This window comes from Yersinia vastinensis (genome assembly GCF_902726565.1).
In the GTDB taxonomy this organism is placed as follows: Bacteria; Pseudomonadota; Gammaproteobacteria; order Enterobacterales; family Enterobacteriaceae; genus Yersinia; species Yersinia vastinensis.
Map to the genome: position 1 here is coordinate 175,917 of NZ_CACVAF010000006.1, position 18,397 is coordinate 194,313.

Below are 18,397 nucleotides of genomic sequence, written 5' to 3' on the forward strand. Positions count from 1 at the left end.
CGATATTGATGGGTAGAATAAGTTACTCAGTTGATGCCATTTTGCACCGACTGGCCGCGCTTTAGTATGTACAGCAGTTTTATCAGGCACAAATTATGACCGCTACTGCACCTAATACAGCACAACAGCTTGAATATATTAAAAACAGTATCAAAACTATCCCCGATTATCCAAAAGCGGGAATACTGTTCCGTGATGTGACCAGCTTGCTGGAAGATCCTTTAGCCTATGCCGCCAGTATTGAATTGCTGGTTGAACGTTATCTGGATGCAGGCGTGACTAAAGTCGTCGGTACTGAAGCTCGTGGTTTTCTGTTCGGTGCGCCAGTGGCTTTGTCGCTGGGCGTGGGTTTTGTTCCGGTACGTAAACCGGGCAAGTTGCCGCGTGAAACCATCAGCGAAAGCTATGAATTGGAATACGGTACTGACAAACTTGAGATCCACACCGATAGCATTCAACCTGGCGATAAAGTCTTGGTAATTGACGACTTACTGGCGACCGGTGGAACAATTGAAGCGACGGTTAAGCTCATCCGTCGTTTGGGTGGTGAAGTGACAGATGCTGCGTTTGTCATCGATTTACCTGAACTGGGTGGCGAAACGCGTCTGACTCAGCAAGGGATTACTTGCTACAGTTTGGTCTCTTTCAGCGGCCACTGATCGCATTGATAATATCAGTCTCGCAGCAAGTCGTGAGGCTGATATTTGGGTTATCCGACCTACTATTTATTTTATTAGGCCTGTATTAGGCCTGTATTAGGCCTGAGAACGTTAGGTTGGGGAAGGGTACCCGGTATAAAGATATTCTCATCACAGAAAACCCGCCTTGCTATCACCATGTTCCCCACTATCTCCCATGATCTCGCCAAGACGACTTGGCATCCACAAAGTAAATTTATGGGAATGAGGATAGACGTACTGGTACACTACGCTGAGCATCATCATTATGCGACTTGCATATGTCCGAAAACCGGCCAAATTAGATATACTAGGTTAAATTATCCATCATAAATCAACGATGAAGCATTAATGAGCTATCAGGTACTGGCCCGTAAGTGGCGCCCCAAAACGTTTTCAGACGTCGTTGGTCAGGAACATGTCCTGACGGCGTTGGCTAATGGCCTTTCGTTAGGGCGAATTCATCACGCCTATCTATTCTCTGGTACTCGTGGTGTCGGCAAGACCTCTATAGCTCGCTTGTTAGCCAAAGGTCTTAATTGCGAAACGGGCATTACTGCGACACCTTGTGGCGTCTGCGCCAATTGTCAGGAAATCGAACAAGGCCGTTTTGTTGACCTCATCGAAATAGACGCCGCCTCTCGCACGAAAGTCGAGGACACCCGAGAACTGCTAGATAATGTTCAATATGCTCCGGCCCGTGGTCGCTTCAAGGTCTATTTGATTGATGAAGTACACATGTTGTCACGGCACAGTTTTAACGCCTTACTAAAAACGCTTGAAGAGCCGCCTGCTCATGTGAAATTCCTGTTGGCGACTACTGATCCGCAAAAGTTGCCAGTGACGATTCTTTCCCGGTGCTTACAGTTTCATCTCAAAGTTATTGATGTTGATATCATTCGTGCGCAGCTTGAAAAAATACTACTGGCTGAACAGATTAGCAGTGATGCTCGCGCCTTACAGTTACTGGCTCGAGCGGCTGATGGTAGCATGCGCGATGCGCTAAGTTTGACTGATCAAGCCATCGCGATGGGGGATGGTAGTGTGACGACCTCCACTGTCAGCCAAATGTTAGGGACATTGGATGACGAGCAACCATTGGCAATAATTGAAGCCTTGGTGAGTGCTGATGGGGCGCGGGTAATGGCCCAACTTGAACAAGCGGCATCACGCGGCATCGATTGGGAAAACCTGTTGGTCGAAACCCTAAGTTTGTTGCACCGCATTGCCATGGTGCAGTTATTACCATCGATGCTGGATAATCATTACGCTACCTTGGAACCGCGATTGCGTGAGTTGGCCCGGACTCTGCCGCCTACGGATATTCAGCTTTATTACCAAACCTTGCTGGTGGGACGTAAAGAGTTAGCTTTTGCCCCCGATCGCCGCATGGGGGTTGAAATGACCTTTTTGCGAGCGTTAGCTTTTCACCCAAAAGCGATAATTGCTGAATCTCAAATGGTGCCAGTGAGTGTTCCGGCGGCCATTAATCATAGCGTACCTGCCCAGCAGTATACGCAAGTCTCTGCTCATACTCAGCCAGCTCCCCAGCAAGAGGCGCCGCCATTAGGTGCAACTATGCAGGTGAATACTCAACTTCCGGATTCTACTGCGCAACTGCTTCAGGCACGTACACAGCTACTGCGACAGTCGGGGACAACCACACCAAAAAAGAATGAGCCGGCAGCGCCAGGAAAAGCGCGGCCGGCAAACTCAGCACTGGAGCGATTAGCCTCGGTGACTGAGCGAAGCCAGCAACGTCTGGCGGCTAAATCAACGGAAGAAAAGAAGCCGGCGAAGAAAGAAGCGTATCGCTGGACTGCGCAGAACCAACCCGAGGTGTCGCCTGAACCTGTCGCCACACCGAAAGCACTACGTTCTGCGTTGGAACATGAGAAAACACCGGAGCTATCTGCGAAATTGGCTGAAGCTGCTATAGCTCGAGACCCTTGGGCTGCTGAGATAGATAAGCTACAGATTCCTAAGTTGGTGCAGCAACTTGCACTGAATGCATTTAAAGAAGAAATAGAACCGGGTAATATTTGCCTTCACCTGCGTTCTGCTCAGCGCCATTTAAACTCGCCGTCAGCGCAAAAGGCGCTGGCTGATGCGTTGAGTGAATTACACGGTAGCGCTGTTACATTGAGTGTTATTGAAGATGATAATCTAACGGAGCGTACCCCGTTGGAATGGCGGCAGGCCATTTATGAAGAAAAACTGGCACAAGCACGCCAGTCAATTATTGCGGATAATAATATTCAGACGCTGCGTCGTTTCTTCGACGCTGAATTGGATGAAGATAGTATCCGGCCGGTTTAATCGCTGTGATAAGTGCGTGGTGCACTGACGCAGCCCCTTGCTATGAGAGATGACTATGTTTGGTAAAGGCGGTATTGGCAATTTAATGAAACAAGCCCAGCAGATGCAGGAAAAAATGCAGCAGATGCAGGAAGAAGTCGCCAAATTGGAAGTTACCGGTGAATCTGGCGCGGGCTTGGTCAAAGTGACAATTAATGGGGCGCACAATTGCCGTCGGGTTGAAATTGACCCAAGCCTGTTGGTTGAAGACGATAAGGAAATGCTGGAAGACCTGATTGCTGCGGCCTTCAACGATGCTGCTCGCCGTATCGATGAAACGCAAAAAGAGAAAATGGCTTCTGTCTCAAGTGGTATGCAATTGCCACCAGGCTTTAAGATGCCGTTCTGATGCAAACCAGTCCACTCCTTGAGTCATTAATGGAGGCGTTGCGCTGTTTACCGGGTGTCGGCCCAAAATCAGCGCAGCGTATGGCATTTCAGTTGCTACAGCGTGACCGTAGCGGTGGGATGCGTCTGGCGCAGTCTTTGACCCGCGCGATGTCTGAGATTGGTCACTGTGCGGATTGCCGCACATTTACCGAGCAAGACCGTTGTACTATTTGCGCTAATCCACGCCGTCAGCAAAACGGCCAAATCTGCGTGGTCGAAAGTCCAGCGGATATCCATGCAATTGAGCAAACGGGCCAATTTGGTGGGCGTTACTTTGTGCTGATGGGGCATTTATCACCGCTTGATGGTATTGGCCCCGGCGATATAGGTCTGGATTTGCTTGAAGAACGGCTGAGAACTGAAACTATCAGTGAAGTTATTTTAGCAACCAACCCAACCGTTGAAGGTGATGCAACCGCCAACTATATTGGCCAGATGTGTGGTCAGTATGGTGTGCAAGCTAGCCGTATAGCACATGGTGTACCGGTGGGGGGCGAGCTGGAAATGGTTGATGGTACGACCTTATCCCACTCTTTAGCCGGGCGGACTCCCATTAAGTATTAATCGTATTTAATCTGGTGGGCGATTGTTTTCCATTGATTATCATATGAATATTTCAATTCCTGATACTCAGTAAATCGCCCCTGATTCTCTGTTTTTTTCTCTGTAACGACTTGAAACCCCCTCCTGTTGGCCCCATTTGATACACATTGTTCGATTTTATATACCTGTCGGTAATTTGGATTGAGGTAATTAATGAGTATGAAAGGTCAAGAAACCCGTGGATTCCAATCTGAAGTTAAACAACTTCTCCATTTGATGATTCACTCGCTCTATTCCAATAAAGAAATTTTCTTGCGCGAGTTGATCTCTAACGCTTCTGATGCGGCAGATAAACTGCGTTTCCGTGCGCTGTCTAACCCTGAATTGTTTGAAGGGGATGGTGAGCTGCGCGTGCGTTTATCTTTTGATAAAGAAAAACGCACTTTGACCCTAAGTGATAACGGCATCGGTATGAGCCGTGATGAAGTCATTGATAATCTCGGCACCATCGCAAAATCAGGGACCAAAGCATTCCTCGAATCTATTGGTTCTGATCAAGCCAAAGACAGTCAATTAATCGGTCAGTTTGGCGTGGGCTTCTACTCTGCTTTCATCGTGGCAGATAAAGTCACTGTTCGTACCCGCGCGGCAGGTGCCCCGGCTGATGCTGGCGTATTCTGGGAATCAGCAGGCGAGGGTGATTACACTATCGCAGATATCACCAAAGAAGATCGCGGTACAGAAATTACATTGCACCTGCGAGAAGGTGAAGATGAATACCTTGATGACTGGCGCTTGCGCTCCGTTATCAGCAAATACTCAGACCATATTGCACTGCCGGTCGAAATTCAGAGCAAGAATGAAGAAGATGGCACAGTGACATGGGAAAAAATTAATAAAGCCCAAGCGCTGTGGACTCGCGGTAAAGCAGAAATAACCGACGACGAATATAAGGCATTCTACAAACACATCGCGCATGACTTCACTGATCCACTCATTTGGAGCCATAACCGCGTTGAAGGTAAGCAAGAGTACACCAGTTTGCTATATATCCCGGCACAAGCGCCTTGGGATATGTGGAATCGCGACCATAAACATGGCCTGAAATTGTACGTCCAGCGTGTCTTTATCATGGATGATGCTGAACAATTCATGCCGAATTATCTGCGATTCGTTCGTGGTTTAATCGATTCTAATGATCTGCCGCTGAACGTCTCACGCGAAATTCTGCAAGATAGTCGTGTGACACAGAACCTGCGTAGTGCGCTGACAAAGCGTGTGCTACAAATGCTGGAGAAACTGGCGAAAGATGATGCTGAGAAATATCAGCAGTTCTGGCAACAGTTTGGTATGGCATTAAAAGAAGGCCCTGCGGAAGATGGTAGCAACAAAGAGACTATCGCCAAGTTGTTACGCTTTGCTTCAACTCATACTGACAGCTCTGCGCAGACCGTGTCGTTAGAAGATTATGTCAGCCGCATGGCCGAAGGGCAGGAGAAGATTTACTACATTACTGCTGATAGCTACGCTGCTGCGAAGAACAGTCCGCATCTAGAATTGTTCCGTAAAAAAGGCATTGAAGTCTTGCTGTTATCTGACCGTATTGACGAATGGATGATGAGTTACCTGACTGAGTTTGAGAGTAAATCTTTCCAATCTGTCAGCAAGGCCGATGACTCACTGAACAAACTGGCAGATGAAGAACGCCCAGAGCAGCAAGAGGCGGACAAAGCGTTGGAACCTTTCGTTGAGCGTGTGAAAACGCTGTTAGGTGAGCGTGTAAAAGATGTCCGTCTGACACATCGGCTGACGGATACTCCGGCGATTGTGACCACAGATGCTGACGAAATGAGCACGCAAATGGCGAAATTATTCGCTGCTGCGGGTCAACAGGCACCGGAAGTGAAGTATATCTTTGAATTGAATCCAGAACATAGCCTGGTCAAACGTGCTGCTGATGTGGCTGATGACGCTCAGTTTGCCGAGTGGGTCGAGTTATTACTGGATCAAGCTCTGCTTGCCGAGCGTGGAACATTAGAAGATCCTAACCAGTTCATTCGTAGAATGAATCAGCTATTAACTGCTTAATTAAGTAATGAGACGCCCTTGACAGAGATGTTGTCAGGGGCGTTTTTTGTTTAATTTCATTGTGTTATTCTTATTTTTTGTCTTGTTCTTATGAATTCTATCTCATGAAACAAAATCGCATACCTTGAGCCAACCCCCCTGAAAATGGTAAGGTTGCTTGTTTTCCGCAATTTCGATTTAATTTAAAAAAACACAGATACCCAATAGATTTCATGATGCAGAAAGGCGACAAACGAGAGAAAAATTGGTCGGGAACCGATTTGAACCGTGTTTGCGCTAGTCCGCAGGGTGAACCTCAGAGATGGGATTCATTAATCCCGATGAACTGACTTAAGTCAGTGATTCGGGTGACCTAGAGCAGGCAACACATTTGCAGCTTGAAAGATGAAGGGTATAGAAAAACTACATAGCAAGGGGATTTACGCAATGCGTATCATTCTGCTGGGCGCTCCGGGCGCTGGTAAGGGTACTCAGGCTCAATTCATCATGGAGAAATACGGTATTCCGCAAATCTCTACTGGTGACATGTTGCGCGCCGCTGTAAAAGCAGGTTCTGAGTTAGGTCTGAAAGCGAAAGAAATTATGGATGCCGGCAAGCTGGTCACTGATGAGCTGGTTATCGCATTGGTTAAAGAGCGCATCACTCAGGACGATTGCCGTGACGGTTTCCTGTTAGACGGGTTCCCACGTACCATTCCTCAGGCTGATGCCATGAAAGAAGCCGGTATCAAGGTTGATTATGTGCTGGAGTTTGATGTTCCGGACGAGTTGATCGTTGAGCGCATTGTCGGCCGCCGAGTGCACGCCGCTTCAGGCCGTGTTTATCACATTAAATTCAACCCACCAAAAGTTGACGATAGAGACGATGTGACCGGTGAAGATCTGACTATCCGTAAAGATGATCAGGAAGCCACGGTCCGTAAACGTTTGATCGAATATCATCAGCAAACTGCACCTTTAGTTTCTTATTATCGTAAAGAAGCTGATGCAGGAAATACCCAATATTATAAACTGGACGGAACCCGTAAAGTAGCAGAAGTCAGTGCAGAGCTGGCGACTATTCTCGGTTAATTCTGGATGGTAAGATAGCGAAGGCGGCCTGAGGTCGCCTTTATTATTTTACGGGTTTATCCATCTGCTCACATAATCGGTGCAATACCCACAACAAGGACTTATGCATGATGCACAGCAAGCTTGGCGTACTGATGGTTAATCTAGGGACACCGGATGCCCCTACATCACAAGCGGTTAAACGCTATCTGGCTGAGTTCCTGAGCGACCGTCGTGTGGTGGATACTTCCCCTTGGCTCTGGTGGCCACTGTTGCGTGGGGTTATTCTGCCAATTCGCTCGCCCCGTGTGGCAAAATTATATCAATCAGTCTGGATGGAGGAAGGCTCTCCTCTCTTGGTTTATAGTCGGCGACAGCAAAAAGCACTCGCTGCACGTATGCCTGAAATCCCCGTCGAATTAGGTATGAGCTATGGTTCGCCAAATCTAGCTAATGCTATTGATAAATTGTTAGCGCAAGGCGTGACCAAGCTAGTGGTATTGCCGCTTTATCCGCAATATTCTTGCTCAACAAGTGCCGCCGTTTGGGATGCTGTTGCTCGTATTTTGAAAGGCTATCGCCGCTTACCGTCGGTGTCATTTATCCGTGATTATGCTGAACATCCCGCTTATATTTCGGCATTGAAACACAGCGTTGAACGTGCTTTCGAGCAGCATGGAAAACCTGATCGGTTAGTGCTCTCTTTCCACGGCATTCCCAAACGCTATGCCCACTTAGGTGATGACTATCCACAGCGCTGTGAAGATACCAGCCATGCTTTACGGGCAGAATTAACGCTACCTGCTGAACAAGTCATGATGACTTATCAATCTCGATTTGGTCGCGAGCCTTGGCTTACCCCCTATACAGACGAGACATTAAAAAGTCTACCTTCCCAAGGTGTTAAGCATATTCAGCTGATTTGCCCCGGCTTTTCTGCTGACTGTCTGGAAACATTGGAAGAGATCAAAGAGCAAAACCGAGAGATTTTCTTGCATGCAGGTGGCGAGAAATTTGAATATATTCCGGCACTGAACGACGACGAGAGCCATATTGATCTTTTAGAACAACTGGTAAAACAAGAAATTGGTTCACTATCCTTGTCTTCATAATTTTTTATGTATCAGTCGGTCGCTAAGTGGCCATCATTACACTTTTTTTACTCGGCCTTTTGCTTGTAATACCTGTTTAGATGTATGAGAATTACTTAATTATAAAAAATAGGCATGTGATTATATCCTGTAACCATTTGTTATAAATTGATTTTTATTCGGTCGAACAGAATGCTGATTCCCAGAACAGTACATTGGTAGCTGCAAGCCAAGGGCGGTAGCGTGTCTCTATTATATCTGTAAAAATGACTTCTACGCTTACCGTGATTTTGTCTAGTGCGAATCTAGTATTTAATAAGCTAAGTCTTATATAAACTAAAAATAGTTTCACATATAGCATGTTTTGTAAGTTTATAATTAATTTCTTAATTAAACTATCATAAGTAAAGAGTTCCTAATGAAGATACTATTTGTTATCACAGGGCTTGGTATGGGCGGCGCCGAAAAGCAAACATGTTTATTGGCAGATAGAATGGTTGATGCTGGACATGATGTTATAATCATATCTCTTACTGGTAATACAGTTGTAAGACCAATAAACAATATTTCTATTAAAGAACTTAAAATGGGTAAGAATATATTTTCTTTTATATATACATTGATAAGAGCAAGGGAATTAATAAAAAAATTCAAACCAGATGTGGTTCATAGCCATATGTTTCATGCAAATATTTTTTCACGTATATTACGTATTTTTACTAAAATACCTTGTCTAGTATGCACTGCTCACAGTACTAATGAGGGCAATAAAGCTAGAATGTTTATATATCGATTAACTGATAAACTGGCGTCTATCACAACAAATGTAAGTCAGGAAGCAGTCCAAACTTTTATTGATAAAGGAGCTTCATACCCTGGACGGATTATCAGTATACCCAACGGAATTGATACTGATAAATTTAAATATACGACTGAAACTAGGTTGATAAAAAGAAAAGAATTAAATATTAATGATAACAATCTAATGTTATTAAGTGTAGGTCGACTGACTGAAGCCAAAGATTATCCTAATCTATTTAAAGCATATGCTAAACTATGTAAAGAAAATTATTTTGGTAGGGAATTATTATTTTTTATAGTTGGTGTTGGACATCTACAGACAGAGCTTGAAACTTTAGCTGAAGAGTTGAATATTAAAAGTAGTATTCACTTTTTAGGAATAAGAAATGATATTCCTGATTTAATGTGTGCTGCGGATATATTTATATTATCTTCTGAGTGGGAAGGGTTTGGTTTGGTTATAGCAGAAGCAATGGCCTGTGAAAGAGTTGTTGTCGCGACTGATTGTGGTGGAGTAAAAGAAGTTATTGGAAATTGTGGTGAACTAGTACCCATAAAGAATCATATTGCATTATCTGACGCTATATCAAGAATGTTAACAATTACCGTTGAGGAAAAAACAAAATTGGGTGCCCATGCGAGAGAACGAATTATTAAAAATAATTCTATTGATGTAATCATGAATAGATGGGTTGATATATATCGTGGGCAAATGAATTAATTATTAAAAACTAATAATTTTGTGATGAGATGATTGTTCAGTATCAATATTCATTGAAGCTATAATAAAACTTTCTTTGTTTATTGTGTTTTTATATGTAATTTCATTGTCTATAAAACGTGAAGAGAATATATGTCTAATATTATGTTGGAGTTGTTCTTCTATCTTGCTCTATCGATTATATTAACTTGGCAGTTGCGTCGTTATGCTCTTAAAAATAATATTATAGATACACCTAATTCACGCAGTTCACATGTGATTCCAACCCCACGTGGTGGCGGTGTTGCTATTGTGATTAGTTTCCTTGTCGGCATAGCTCTTTTTTATTTTCAAGGTTATCTACCACTATTGCCTTCTGTAGGATTAATTATCTCCGGTGGGATCATTGCATTGGTTGGTTTTTGGGATGACCATGGGCATATTGCGGCTCGTTGGCGTCTTCTTGCCCACTTTTCTGCTGCGGCATTTTTATTATTTTGTTTAGGTGGTTTCCCTGTATTAACTTTCTCTGAATATACTCTTAATCTTGGGATATTGAGCAGTTTGTTTGGTTTACTATTTCTAGTCTGGATGCTGAACCTCTATAACTTTATGGATGGTATTGACGGTTTAGCCAGTGCTCAAGCGGTAACTAGTTGTATTGGTGCAATCGTTATCTATTACATTAGCGCCGATCATATCGCACTAGATAATTATTTGGTTCTTTGGTTACTTGCGAGTACAGTTTTGGGCTTTTTATTGTGGAATTTTCCGCCAGCAAAAATATTTATGGGAGATGCAGGTAGCGGCTTTTTGGGGCTGGTTATAGGGGCTTTGGCGATAAACGCGGGATGGATAGAAACGAAGTTCTTCTTCTGTTGGCTAATTTTATTGGGTTTATTTATTGTTGATGCAACTTGGACTTTAATACGTAGAGTTCTTGGTGGGTTTAAAGTTTATGAAGCTCATCGAAGCCATGGTTACCAAATTGCGTCCAGAAAATTTAAACGACATTTGCCCGTAACACTGTCTGCCATTGCTATTAATGTTATCTGGCTTTTCCCTATTGCACTTCTGGTTGGATTAAATATTGTTAATCCGGTAGTTGCACTAATTATCTCTTATATCCCTCTTTTTTATATTGATTATAAACTTAATGCTGGAGTTAATAATAATTAATTGATTGGGTTTGTTGTCAGATAACTGGTTGCATCCGAATATTTAAAACGACGTATTCCGTCTTGGGTTGGTACTCTATGTTCCTTGTTTTTTTATTATCTTTACCAAGGCCTGTAAAACGAATCATTATGCTTTTGCTAGATACTATTCTTATTGCTTTAGCATACTGGGGCGCTTTTTGGGTACGATTGGATGTTGATAGTCCATTTAGCAGTGTTGAACAGTGGGTCGCCTTGGCTGTAATTATACCACCGACTCTATTGGTATATATTCGTCTTGGTCTATATCGGACTGTATTACGTTATGTTAGTGCAAAAATTATCAGTACCGTACTTGTTGGTGTTGTGTTGTCCTCTGGTTTACTGGTATTGGGTTCCTATTTCCTAGGTGTGTACTTGCCAAGAACAGTATCCGTTATGTTCTTTATTTTCTCGTTAGTGCTAATCTGTGGTTCTCGGATATTCTTCCGAATGCTATTAAACTATGGTGTTAGGGGGCAGGTTCCAGTCGTTATTTATGGTGCAGGTGCATCTGGCCGACAATTAGTACCTGCACTTATGCAAGCAAGTGAATACTTCCCAATCGCCTTTGTTGATGATAATCCTAAACTACATAAAGCTGTTATCCATGGTGTGACAGTTTATCCCTCAGAAAAACTTGAATATTTAGTTGGCCGTTATGGCATAAAGAAAGTATTACTGGCGATGCCAAGTGTTAGCCAAAGTCAGCGCAGAGCCGTGATAAGTAAACTTGAAAATCTTTCTTGTGAAGTTCTATCTATTCCTGGTATGTCTGACTTAGTTGAAGGTCGAGCACAAATCAGTAGTTTAAAGAAAGTGTCAATAGAGGAACTTCTCGGAAGAGATCCTGTCGAGCCGGATGAAAAGTTGTTAGCTAAAAATATCACCGACAAAGTCGTTATGGTGACCGGCGCTGGGGGGTCAATTGGCTCAGAATTATGCCGCCAAATTATTGTTGAAAAACCAACTTTACTCATTCTTTTTGATATTTCTGAGTTTTCACTTTATTCCATTGAAAATGAAATTGCTGCAATTTGTAGACATCATCATATTGATACAAAATTTGTGGCACTACTTGGTTCTGTACAAAGTGAAAAGCGCTTAATTCAAGTCATGTCTAGTTTCAACGTGAATACAGTATACCATGCCGCCGCTTATAAACATGTCCCTCTGGTTGAAAATAATGTTATTGAAGGGGTGAAAAATAATATATTTGGTACGCTTTGTTGCGCTAAAGCGGCAATAAAATCTGAGGTGGAAAAGTTTGTTTTAATTTCTACAGATAAAGCAGTTCGGCCAACCAATACTATGGGAGCAACCAAACGGATGGCTGAACTTGTATTGCAGGCATTATCTAAAGAACAGGATAAGACTAAATTTTGTATGGTTCGCTTTGGTAATGTTCTTGGATCTTCAGGTTCTGTTGTACCGCTTTTTAAGAAACAGATCGCTGAGGGAGGGCCAATAACGCTAACCCATAAAGATATTATTCGCTACTTCATGACCATTCCAGAAGCAGCTCAACTTGTTATTCAAGCTGGTGCTATGGGGCAAGGAGGGGATGTTTTTGTATTGGATATGGGCGATCCGGTTAAGATTATTGATTTGGCAAAACGTATGATTAACCTTTCAGGTCTTTCAATTAAGAGTGAAGATAATCCTGAAGGTGATATTGCAATAGAGATCTCAGGTTTACGCCCTGGTGAGAAATTATATGAAGAGTTACTCATTGGTGAATCTGTACAGAACACTTATCATCCACGAATTATGACTGCAACTGAAGTTATGCTTGCATGGAGTGATTTGAATATTTTACTAAACAAAATTGAAGCTGCTTGCAATGACTTTAATTATGAGTCTATTCGCTCTTTATTATTAGAAGCGCCCGCAGGATTTCAACCTACAGATGGTATCTGCGATATAGTTTGGCAGAAGACTCACGAAGGAAATGCAAAAAATATAACAGTCCATTGAGAGTGTTGAGGCTGTTCTCTCGTCATATTTGCATTTTATTGTTTATGGAAAAGATATGAAAAATATTGCATTTGTCATCACAAAGTCAATCATTGGTGGAGCCCAAGGCTGGGTTCTTGAGCAAGTAAAATTACTTAAAGATGATTGTAAGATTATTTTAATAACTTCTGAGCCAGGTTGGTTAACTGAAACAATTATTTGCGATAAAGTCGTTATTATTCCAGAGATCAGAAAAATGGCCAGTATTAAGGCTATCTACTCTTTATATAAGACTCTTAAAGAAAATAAGGTTGATATTGTTGTCTCTAGCTCTGCAAATGCAGGTCTTTACAGTCGATTAGCTCGTTTGTTCTTACGTTTTCGTGGTGTCTATGTTTCCCATGGCTGGTCATGTATCTACAATGGGAATGTATTGAAATTTATTTTTTGCTATATTGAAAAGTTATTATCGAATATTACTGATGTTATCTGGTGTGTTTCTCAAAGTGATGCTGATAAGGCTATAAATATTATTGGTATCAAGCCTGAAAAAATCATGACTCAACTTAATGCAATTACACCATTGGTTGAGAGAGCCGATCGTCCTTGCCAAAATAAAATCATTTATGTTTGTCGGTTAGCCTATCCTAAACGACCTGATTTGATGTTAAAGGTAGCCGCATCTAACCCTCAATATAACCTAGATGTTGTTGGTGATGGTGAATATTATCAAGATCTAAAAAAAGAATATGATGATTATAAAAACATTCATTTCTATGGTGAGATAAAGGGATTTGATAAATTTAATGAGTATGATGTATTTGTATTAACATCAGAAAGTGAAGGTTTACCCATGGCAGCGATTGAAGCGACTAGTGCCTGCTTACCCGTTATTCTGAGTGATGTCGGTGGTTGTGGTGAGGTTGTCGATCAAAATGGCATCTTAATTGAAAATACAACAGAAGCGCTAGAGTCAGCGCTTAATACTGTATTTTCAAATTATGAGTCATTCTATAAAGCAGCTCAGAAACAAAAGAGTAAGTTTGATATAAATAATGTTAAAAATAAGTGTCGTGAAATTATTCTTGGTCAATGAATTCTGTTCAAATACCTCAAATACAATAGGTGCATTATGACTATTTTAGTAACTGGTGGTGCAGGATATATTGGCTCACATACAGTATTAACATTATTAGAACAAGGCAACGATGTTGTTGTGTTAGATAATTTATCTAATGCTTCGGTAGAGTCACTGCGACGTGTAGCCGAAATTACGGGCCGAAGTGCAATATTTTATGAGGGCGATGTACTCGATAGGCATTGCCTAAAAAAAATATTTTCTGAACATAAAATAGATGCTGTCATTCATTTTGCTGGTTTAAAATCAGTAGGTGAATCGGTTATTAAGCCGATTGAATATTATCAAAATAACGTTACCGGCTCGCTGCTCTTGCTAGAAGAGATGGTCAGTGCTGGTGTAACAAAACTAATATTTAGCTCATCTGCAACTGTATATGGTGATCCAGAGTTTGTTCCTTTGACAGAAAACGCACGCATCGGTGGTACGACAAACCCTTATGGCTCATCTAAAGTCATGGTTGAGCAAATACTGAAAGATTTCTCTGTCGCGCACCCAGACTTCTCCATCAGCGCATTACGTTATTTTAATCCTGTAGGTGCTCATCCATCTGGGTTAATTGGCGAGGATCCAAATGGGAAACCTAACAATTTGTTGCCTTTTATCACGCAAGTTGCTATTGGAAAACTCCCTAAGTTAGCTGTCTATGGTGATGATTATCCTACAGTAGATGGTTCAGGGGTTCGTGATTATATCCATGTTATGGATCTTGCTGAAGGGCATCTTTGTGCACTGAATAAACTAACGACAGGATTTAAGGTTTATAATCTCGGCTCGGGCGTTGGGTATTCTGTGTTACAGATGATTAATGAGTTTGAACGTATATCGGGTAAAAAAATTCCTTATGAGATAGTCGCACGACGGTCTGGCGATATCGCCGAATGTTGGGCGAGTGCGAAATTAGCATTTAACGAGTTGGGTTGGGAAGCCAAAAGAAACTTAACCGATATGCTAACAGATGCATGGAATTGGCAGCAGCGTAATCCAAATGGTTATGCGCGCTGAATCCCAGATGACTTGTGCTAAAATTCTTTATCTTTTCATTTCTAAATTTGTAACTCATAACAATGAAATTTCCTGGCAAACGCAAATCTAAACACTATTTTCCTGTTAATGCTCGCGATCCCTTATTGCAGCCAGCTCAAACAGAAAATGAAGTGAGTACATCTTATATTGTTGGCATTGATCAGACGCTGGTTGATATTGAAGCGAAGGTCGATGAGGACTTTATTGCGCGTTATGGTTTGAGCCAAGGGCACTCTTTGGTGATTGAAGATGATGTTGCTGAACGCCTTTATCAGGAGCTCACGGCCAAGGGATTAATTACGCATGAGTTTGCTGGCGGTACCATTGGCAATACGTTACATAACTATTCCGTACTGGCTGATGATCGTTCAATTTTGTTGGGTACGATGTGTAGTAATATTAAGATTGGTAGCTATGCCTATCGCTACCTGTGCAATACCTCAAGTAGTACTGATTTGAATTACTTACAGGCCGTTGATGGTGCTATTGGCCGCTGCTTTACTTTAATTACGGACAATGGTGAGCGGACATTTGCCATCAGCCCGGGGCAAATGAATCAATTGCGGCCAGAAAGCATTCCTGAGGATGTTATTGCTGGGGCATCAGCGCTAGTTCTTACCGCTTATCTGGTGCGCTGTAAACCTGGAGAGCCGATGCCAGATGCGACGATGCAGGCAATTCGTTATGCGAAGAAGCATAATGTGCCTGTGGTGATGACTCTGGGAACAAAATACGTCATTGCAGATAATCCGCAGTGGTGGCGTGATTTCCTTAATGAGCATGTTTCTATCGTCGCAATGAATGAAGATGAGGCTTATGAGCTGACGGGCCTAAATGATCCGTTAATGGCCTCTGATATGGCATTGAACTGGGTTGATTTGGTTCTGTGTACTGCTGGCCCTAATGGTCTTTATATGGCGGGCTATACAGAAGAAGCTAATAAACGGCAGACACAGCACCCTTTACTCCCCGGCGCTATTGCCGAATTTAACTTGTATGAATTCAGTCGAGCAATGCGTAAAGAGCATTGTGATAACCCATTACGTATTTATTCTCACATTGCTCCCTATATGGGGGGACCTGAGAAAATAATGAATACCAATGGGGCTGGTGATGGTGCTTTATCAGCTTTGCTGCATGACATTGCTGCTAATGGTTATCACCGTAATAATGTTCCTAACTCAAGTAAACATGTACGTAGTTATCTGAGTTACTCTTCCTTGGCGCAAGTGTGCAAATATGCCAATCGGGTCAGCTATCAAGTATTGAATCAACATTCACCACGTTTAACTCGTGGATTGCCTGAGAGAGAAGACAGTTTGGAAGAGTCTTACTGGGAGCGATAATTTACGTCGCGCCGAACATCAAAAATAATGAGGGCCAGCTTATGCTGGCCCTTTTTGTCTATATGGCGTGAAATCATCGCCATCGAAACGATTTAGATTGGGCAAATCGGGCGCTTATCATCCTCGGTTAGTGTTTCTATTTTCAGCATATTAAGCATGCTATTGGCAATTTCACGTTCACCCATAACAACCTGATTCGCACCGCGATCCGAAATATAAACCACTTCGTCGTCATAATGTGCGCGTGCAATAATTTCAAGGTCTGGTCGCTTAATTCTGGCAGACGCGACTATCTCTCCAGCTTCGTAGCCATTTGGAATGGTTAGCAATAACCAGCGTGCGCAATCCAGACGTGCCAGTGACATTATATCAGCGCTAGCAGCATTCCCTAATACGGCATTAATACCCTGTTCACGTAGCGCTTCAACTCTTGGTCGGGAATTTTCAATGACGACCAGTGGAATGCCCGCAGCATTCAGTTTTGCCCCTAATAAGCTACCGACTCGACCATAGCCAACCAATAATGCATGGTTACACAAGTCGACAGGGATCTGTTTTTCTTCTTCTACGGCTTCTTCCAGAATCAGATCTTCCATCGTCTCATTTTTGGCTAAATAGCGGTCTAGCAAGGTGAAAAGCAGGGGGTTGAGCATAATGGATAAAATTGCGCTAGCCAGCACTAAATTACGGCCCTGTTCTGACATCAAACCAAGGGAAATCCCAAGCCCTGCCAAAATAAAGGCGAACTCTCCAATTTGCGCCAGACTGACTGAGATGGTCAGTGCAGTGCGTTTGGAGTGACCAAACATGCGTACCAATATGAATGCTGCAGCAGATTTACCGAAGATGATGATAGCCAGCGAAGCTAACACGGTTAACGGCTCATGCACCAAAATCATCGGATCAAACAGCATCCCAACAGAGACAAAGAACAGTACGGCGAATGCGTCGCGTAGTGGCAAAGTATCTTGCGCAGCACGGTGGCTGAGTTCAGATTCATTCAAGACCATTCCGGCGAAGAATGCACCCAGAGCGAAGGAGACATCGAACAACCCGACAGCGCCGTAGGCAATACCGAGAGCTAATACCAGCACGGCCAGAGTAAATAACTCACGGGAACCCGTGCTGGCAGTTTTGGCCAGTATCCACGGGACCAATCGGCGACCGACAACAATCATCAAGGTAATGAAAGCGATAACTTTACCGATGGTAATGGCCAGCTCAGTGAACAGTTGGCCCAAACTGGTGGTTTCGTTCCCCATGACGCCTGCAAATGCCGGCAAGAGGACTAATGTCAGTACCATTGCCAAATCTTCAACAATCAGCCAGCCAATCGCAATTTGCCCTCGTTGGCTATCAATCAGTTGCCGCTCTTCCAATGCTCGTAGCAATACCACTGTACTGGCGGTTGATAGACAAAGACCGAAGACAAATCCTGTCATCAAATCCCAGCCTAATAAATGCGATAGCCCCATACCCAGTAAGGTAGCGACAGCAATTTGCGCTACGGCTCCGGGGATGGCGATGGCTTTTACGGCGAGAAGATCTTTAAGTGAGAAGTGAAGCCCAACACCAAACATCAACAAAATAACACCAATTTCAGCCAGTTCAGGAGCTAATGAGGTATCAGCAACAAAACCTGGCGTGAATGGCCCGGCAAGCACCCCTGCAGCAAGATATCCCACCAGAGGTGAGATGCGCAGGCGATGAGCCAGAGTGCCCAAAAGGAAGGCGAGAACAAGGCCTCCGACAATCGTGGTAATTAAGGGTGTTGAGTGGTGCATCCAGACTCCTTCTCGTGACTACCCGTTATTTTTCAAATTACAGGCGTGTTGGCTGTGTTCAATGACTAAAGTCACTTACCTGGGTAAGTTCATCAGGGTTTTTGAGCTTCATAAGAGGCTCACTCTTCGGGCCGGTGTTTGCCACCTTCCTGCATGTTAAATCGATGGGTATATACAGAGCGACAAGCATTTCACAGCAATAACATCAGTTTATTGCATTTATGCGATCAATGCGCGATAAAATTTCATTTTT

The 18,397-nt window shown here is 43.1% G+C and carries 14 protein-coding genes and 1 other annotated feature; of the genes, 13 read left to right on the forward strand and 1 reads right to left on the reverse strand.

Annotated elements, in window-relative coordinates:
- Positions 1-95 precede the first annotated feature (95 nt).
- The 13 genes from apt to HUZ92_RS11070 all read left to right on the forward strand — a co-directional run bounded on the left by apt (position 96) and on the right by HUZ92_RS11070 (position 16,360).
- Positions 96-659, forward strand: a complete 564-nt coding sequence (gene apt, locus HUZ92_RS11010; RefSeq protein ID WP_050099099.1) for an adenine phosphoribosyltransferase — start codon at positions 96-98, stop codon at positions 657-659.
- Positions 660-1,028: 369 nt separating this feature from the next.
- Positions 1,029-2,996, forward strand: a complete 1,968-nt coding sequence (dnaX, locus tag HUZ92_RS11015; protein WP_050099097.1) for a DNA polymerase III subunit gamma/tau — start codon at positions 1,029-1,031, stop codon at positions 2,994-2,996.
- Positions 2,326-2,390, forward strand: a sequence feature (DnaX frameshifting element). Its footprint overlaps the gene before it by 65 nt.
- 55 nt (positions 2,997-3,051) lie before the next feature.
- Entirely contained in the window at positions 3,052-3,384 is a 333-nt protein-coding gene (locus HUZ92_RS11020; protein ID WP_019212859.1) for a YbaB/EbfC family nucleoid-associated protein, read from the forward strand.
- A complete protein-coding gene (recR, locus tag HUZ92_RS11025) occupies positions 3,384-3,989 on the forward strand; it encodes a recombination mediator RecR (RefSeq protein WP_050099093.1) in 606 nt (201 codons plus the stop codon). The genes HUZ92_RS11020 and recR overlap by 1 nt, the downstream gene beginning before the upstream one ends.
- A 198-nt stretch (positions 3,990-4,187) precedes the next feature.
- On the forward strand, positions 4,188-6,056 hold the full coding sequence (gene htpG, locus HUZ92_RS11030) for a molecular chaperone HtpG (protein ID WP_174846828.1): 1,869 nt from the start codon (positions 4,188-4,190) through the stop codon (positions 6,054-6,056).
- 426 nt (positions 6,057-6,482) lie between these two features.
- Positions 6,483-7,127, forward strand: a complete 645-nt coding sequence (gene adk / locus HUZ92_RS11035) for an adenylate kinase (RefSeq protein ID WP_050099089.1) — start codon at positions 6,483-6,485, stop codon at positions 7,125-7,127.
- Positions 7,128-7,234: 107 nt separating this feature from the next.
- Positions 7,235-8,218 carry a ferrochelatase gene (gene hemH, locus HUZ92_RS11040; protein WP_050099088.1) on the forward strand — a complete coding sequence of 328 codons (984 nt, stop codon included), beginning with the start codon at positions 7,235-7,237 and terminating at the stop codon, positions 8,216-8,218.
- Positions 8,219-8,615: 397 nt separating this feature from the next.
- The gene (locus tag HUZ92_RS11045; RefSeq protein WP_128451450.1) at positions 8,616-9,719 is read left to right on the forward strand and encodes a glycosyltransferase; all 1,104 of its coding nucleotides are present in this window, start codon (positions 8,616-8,618) and stop codon (positions 9,717-9,719) included.
- A 132-nt stretch (positions 9,720-9,851) separates the two neighbouring features.
- On the forward strand, positions 9,852-10,877 hold the full coding sequence (locus tag HUZ92_RS11050; RefSeq protein WP_050139907.1) for an MraY family glycosyltransferase: 1,026 nt from the start codon (positions 9,852-9,854) through the stop codon (positions 10,875-10,877).
- 77 nt (positions 10,878-10,954) lie between these two features.
- The gene (locus HUZ92_RS11055) at positions 10,955-12,871 is read left to right on the forward strand and encodes a polysaccharide biosynthesis protein (RefSeq protein ID WP_074006906.1); all 1,917 of its coding nucleotides are present in this window, start codon (positions 10,955-10,957) and stop codon (positions 12,869-12,871) included.
- Between the two features lie 55 nt (positions 12,872-12,926).
- Positions 12,927-13,946: a glycosyltransferase gene (locus tag HUZ92_RS11060; protein WP_050139906.1), complete on the forward strand. Its 1,020-nt coding sequence runs from the start codon at positions 12,927-12,929 to the stop codon at positions 13,944-13,946.
- A gap of 36 nt (positions 13,947-13,982) precedes the next feature.
- Complete coding sequence (galE, locus tag HUZ92_RS11065; RefSeq protein ID WP_050296022.1) at positions 13,983-14,993, forward strand: UDP-glucose 4-epimerase GalE; 1,011 nt, start codon at positions 13,983-13,985, stop codon at positions 14,991-14,993.
- 62 nt (positions 14,994-15,055) lie between these two features.
- On the forward strand, positions 15,056-16,360 hold the full coding sequence (locus HUZ92_RS11070) for an inosine/guanosine kinase (protein ID WP_145579590.1): 1,305 nt from the start codon (positions 15,056-15,058) through the stop codon (positions 16,358-16,360).
- A gap of 92 nt (positions 16,361-16,452) precedes the next feature.
- Here HUZ92_RS11070 and ybaL read toward each other — a convergent pair whose 3' ends face one another.
- Positions 16,453-18,144: a YbaL family putative K(+) efflux transporter gene (gene ybaL / locus HUZ92_RS11075; protein WP_145579591.1), complete on the reverse strand. Its 1,692-nt coding sequence runs from the start codon at positions 18,142-18,144 to the stop codon at positions 16,453-16,455.
- Between the last annotated feature and the right edge of the window lie 253 nt (positions 18,145-18,397).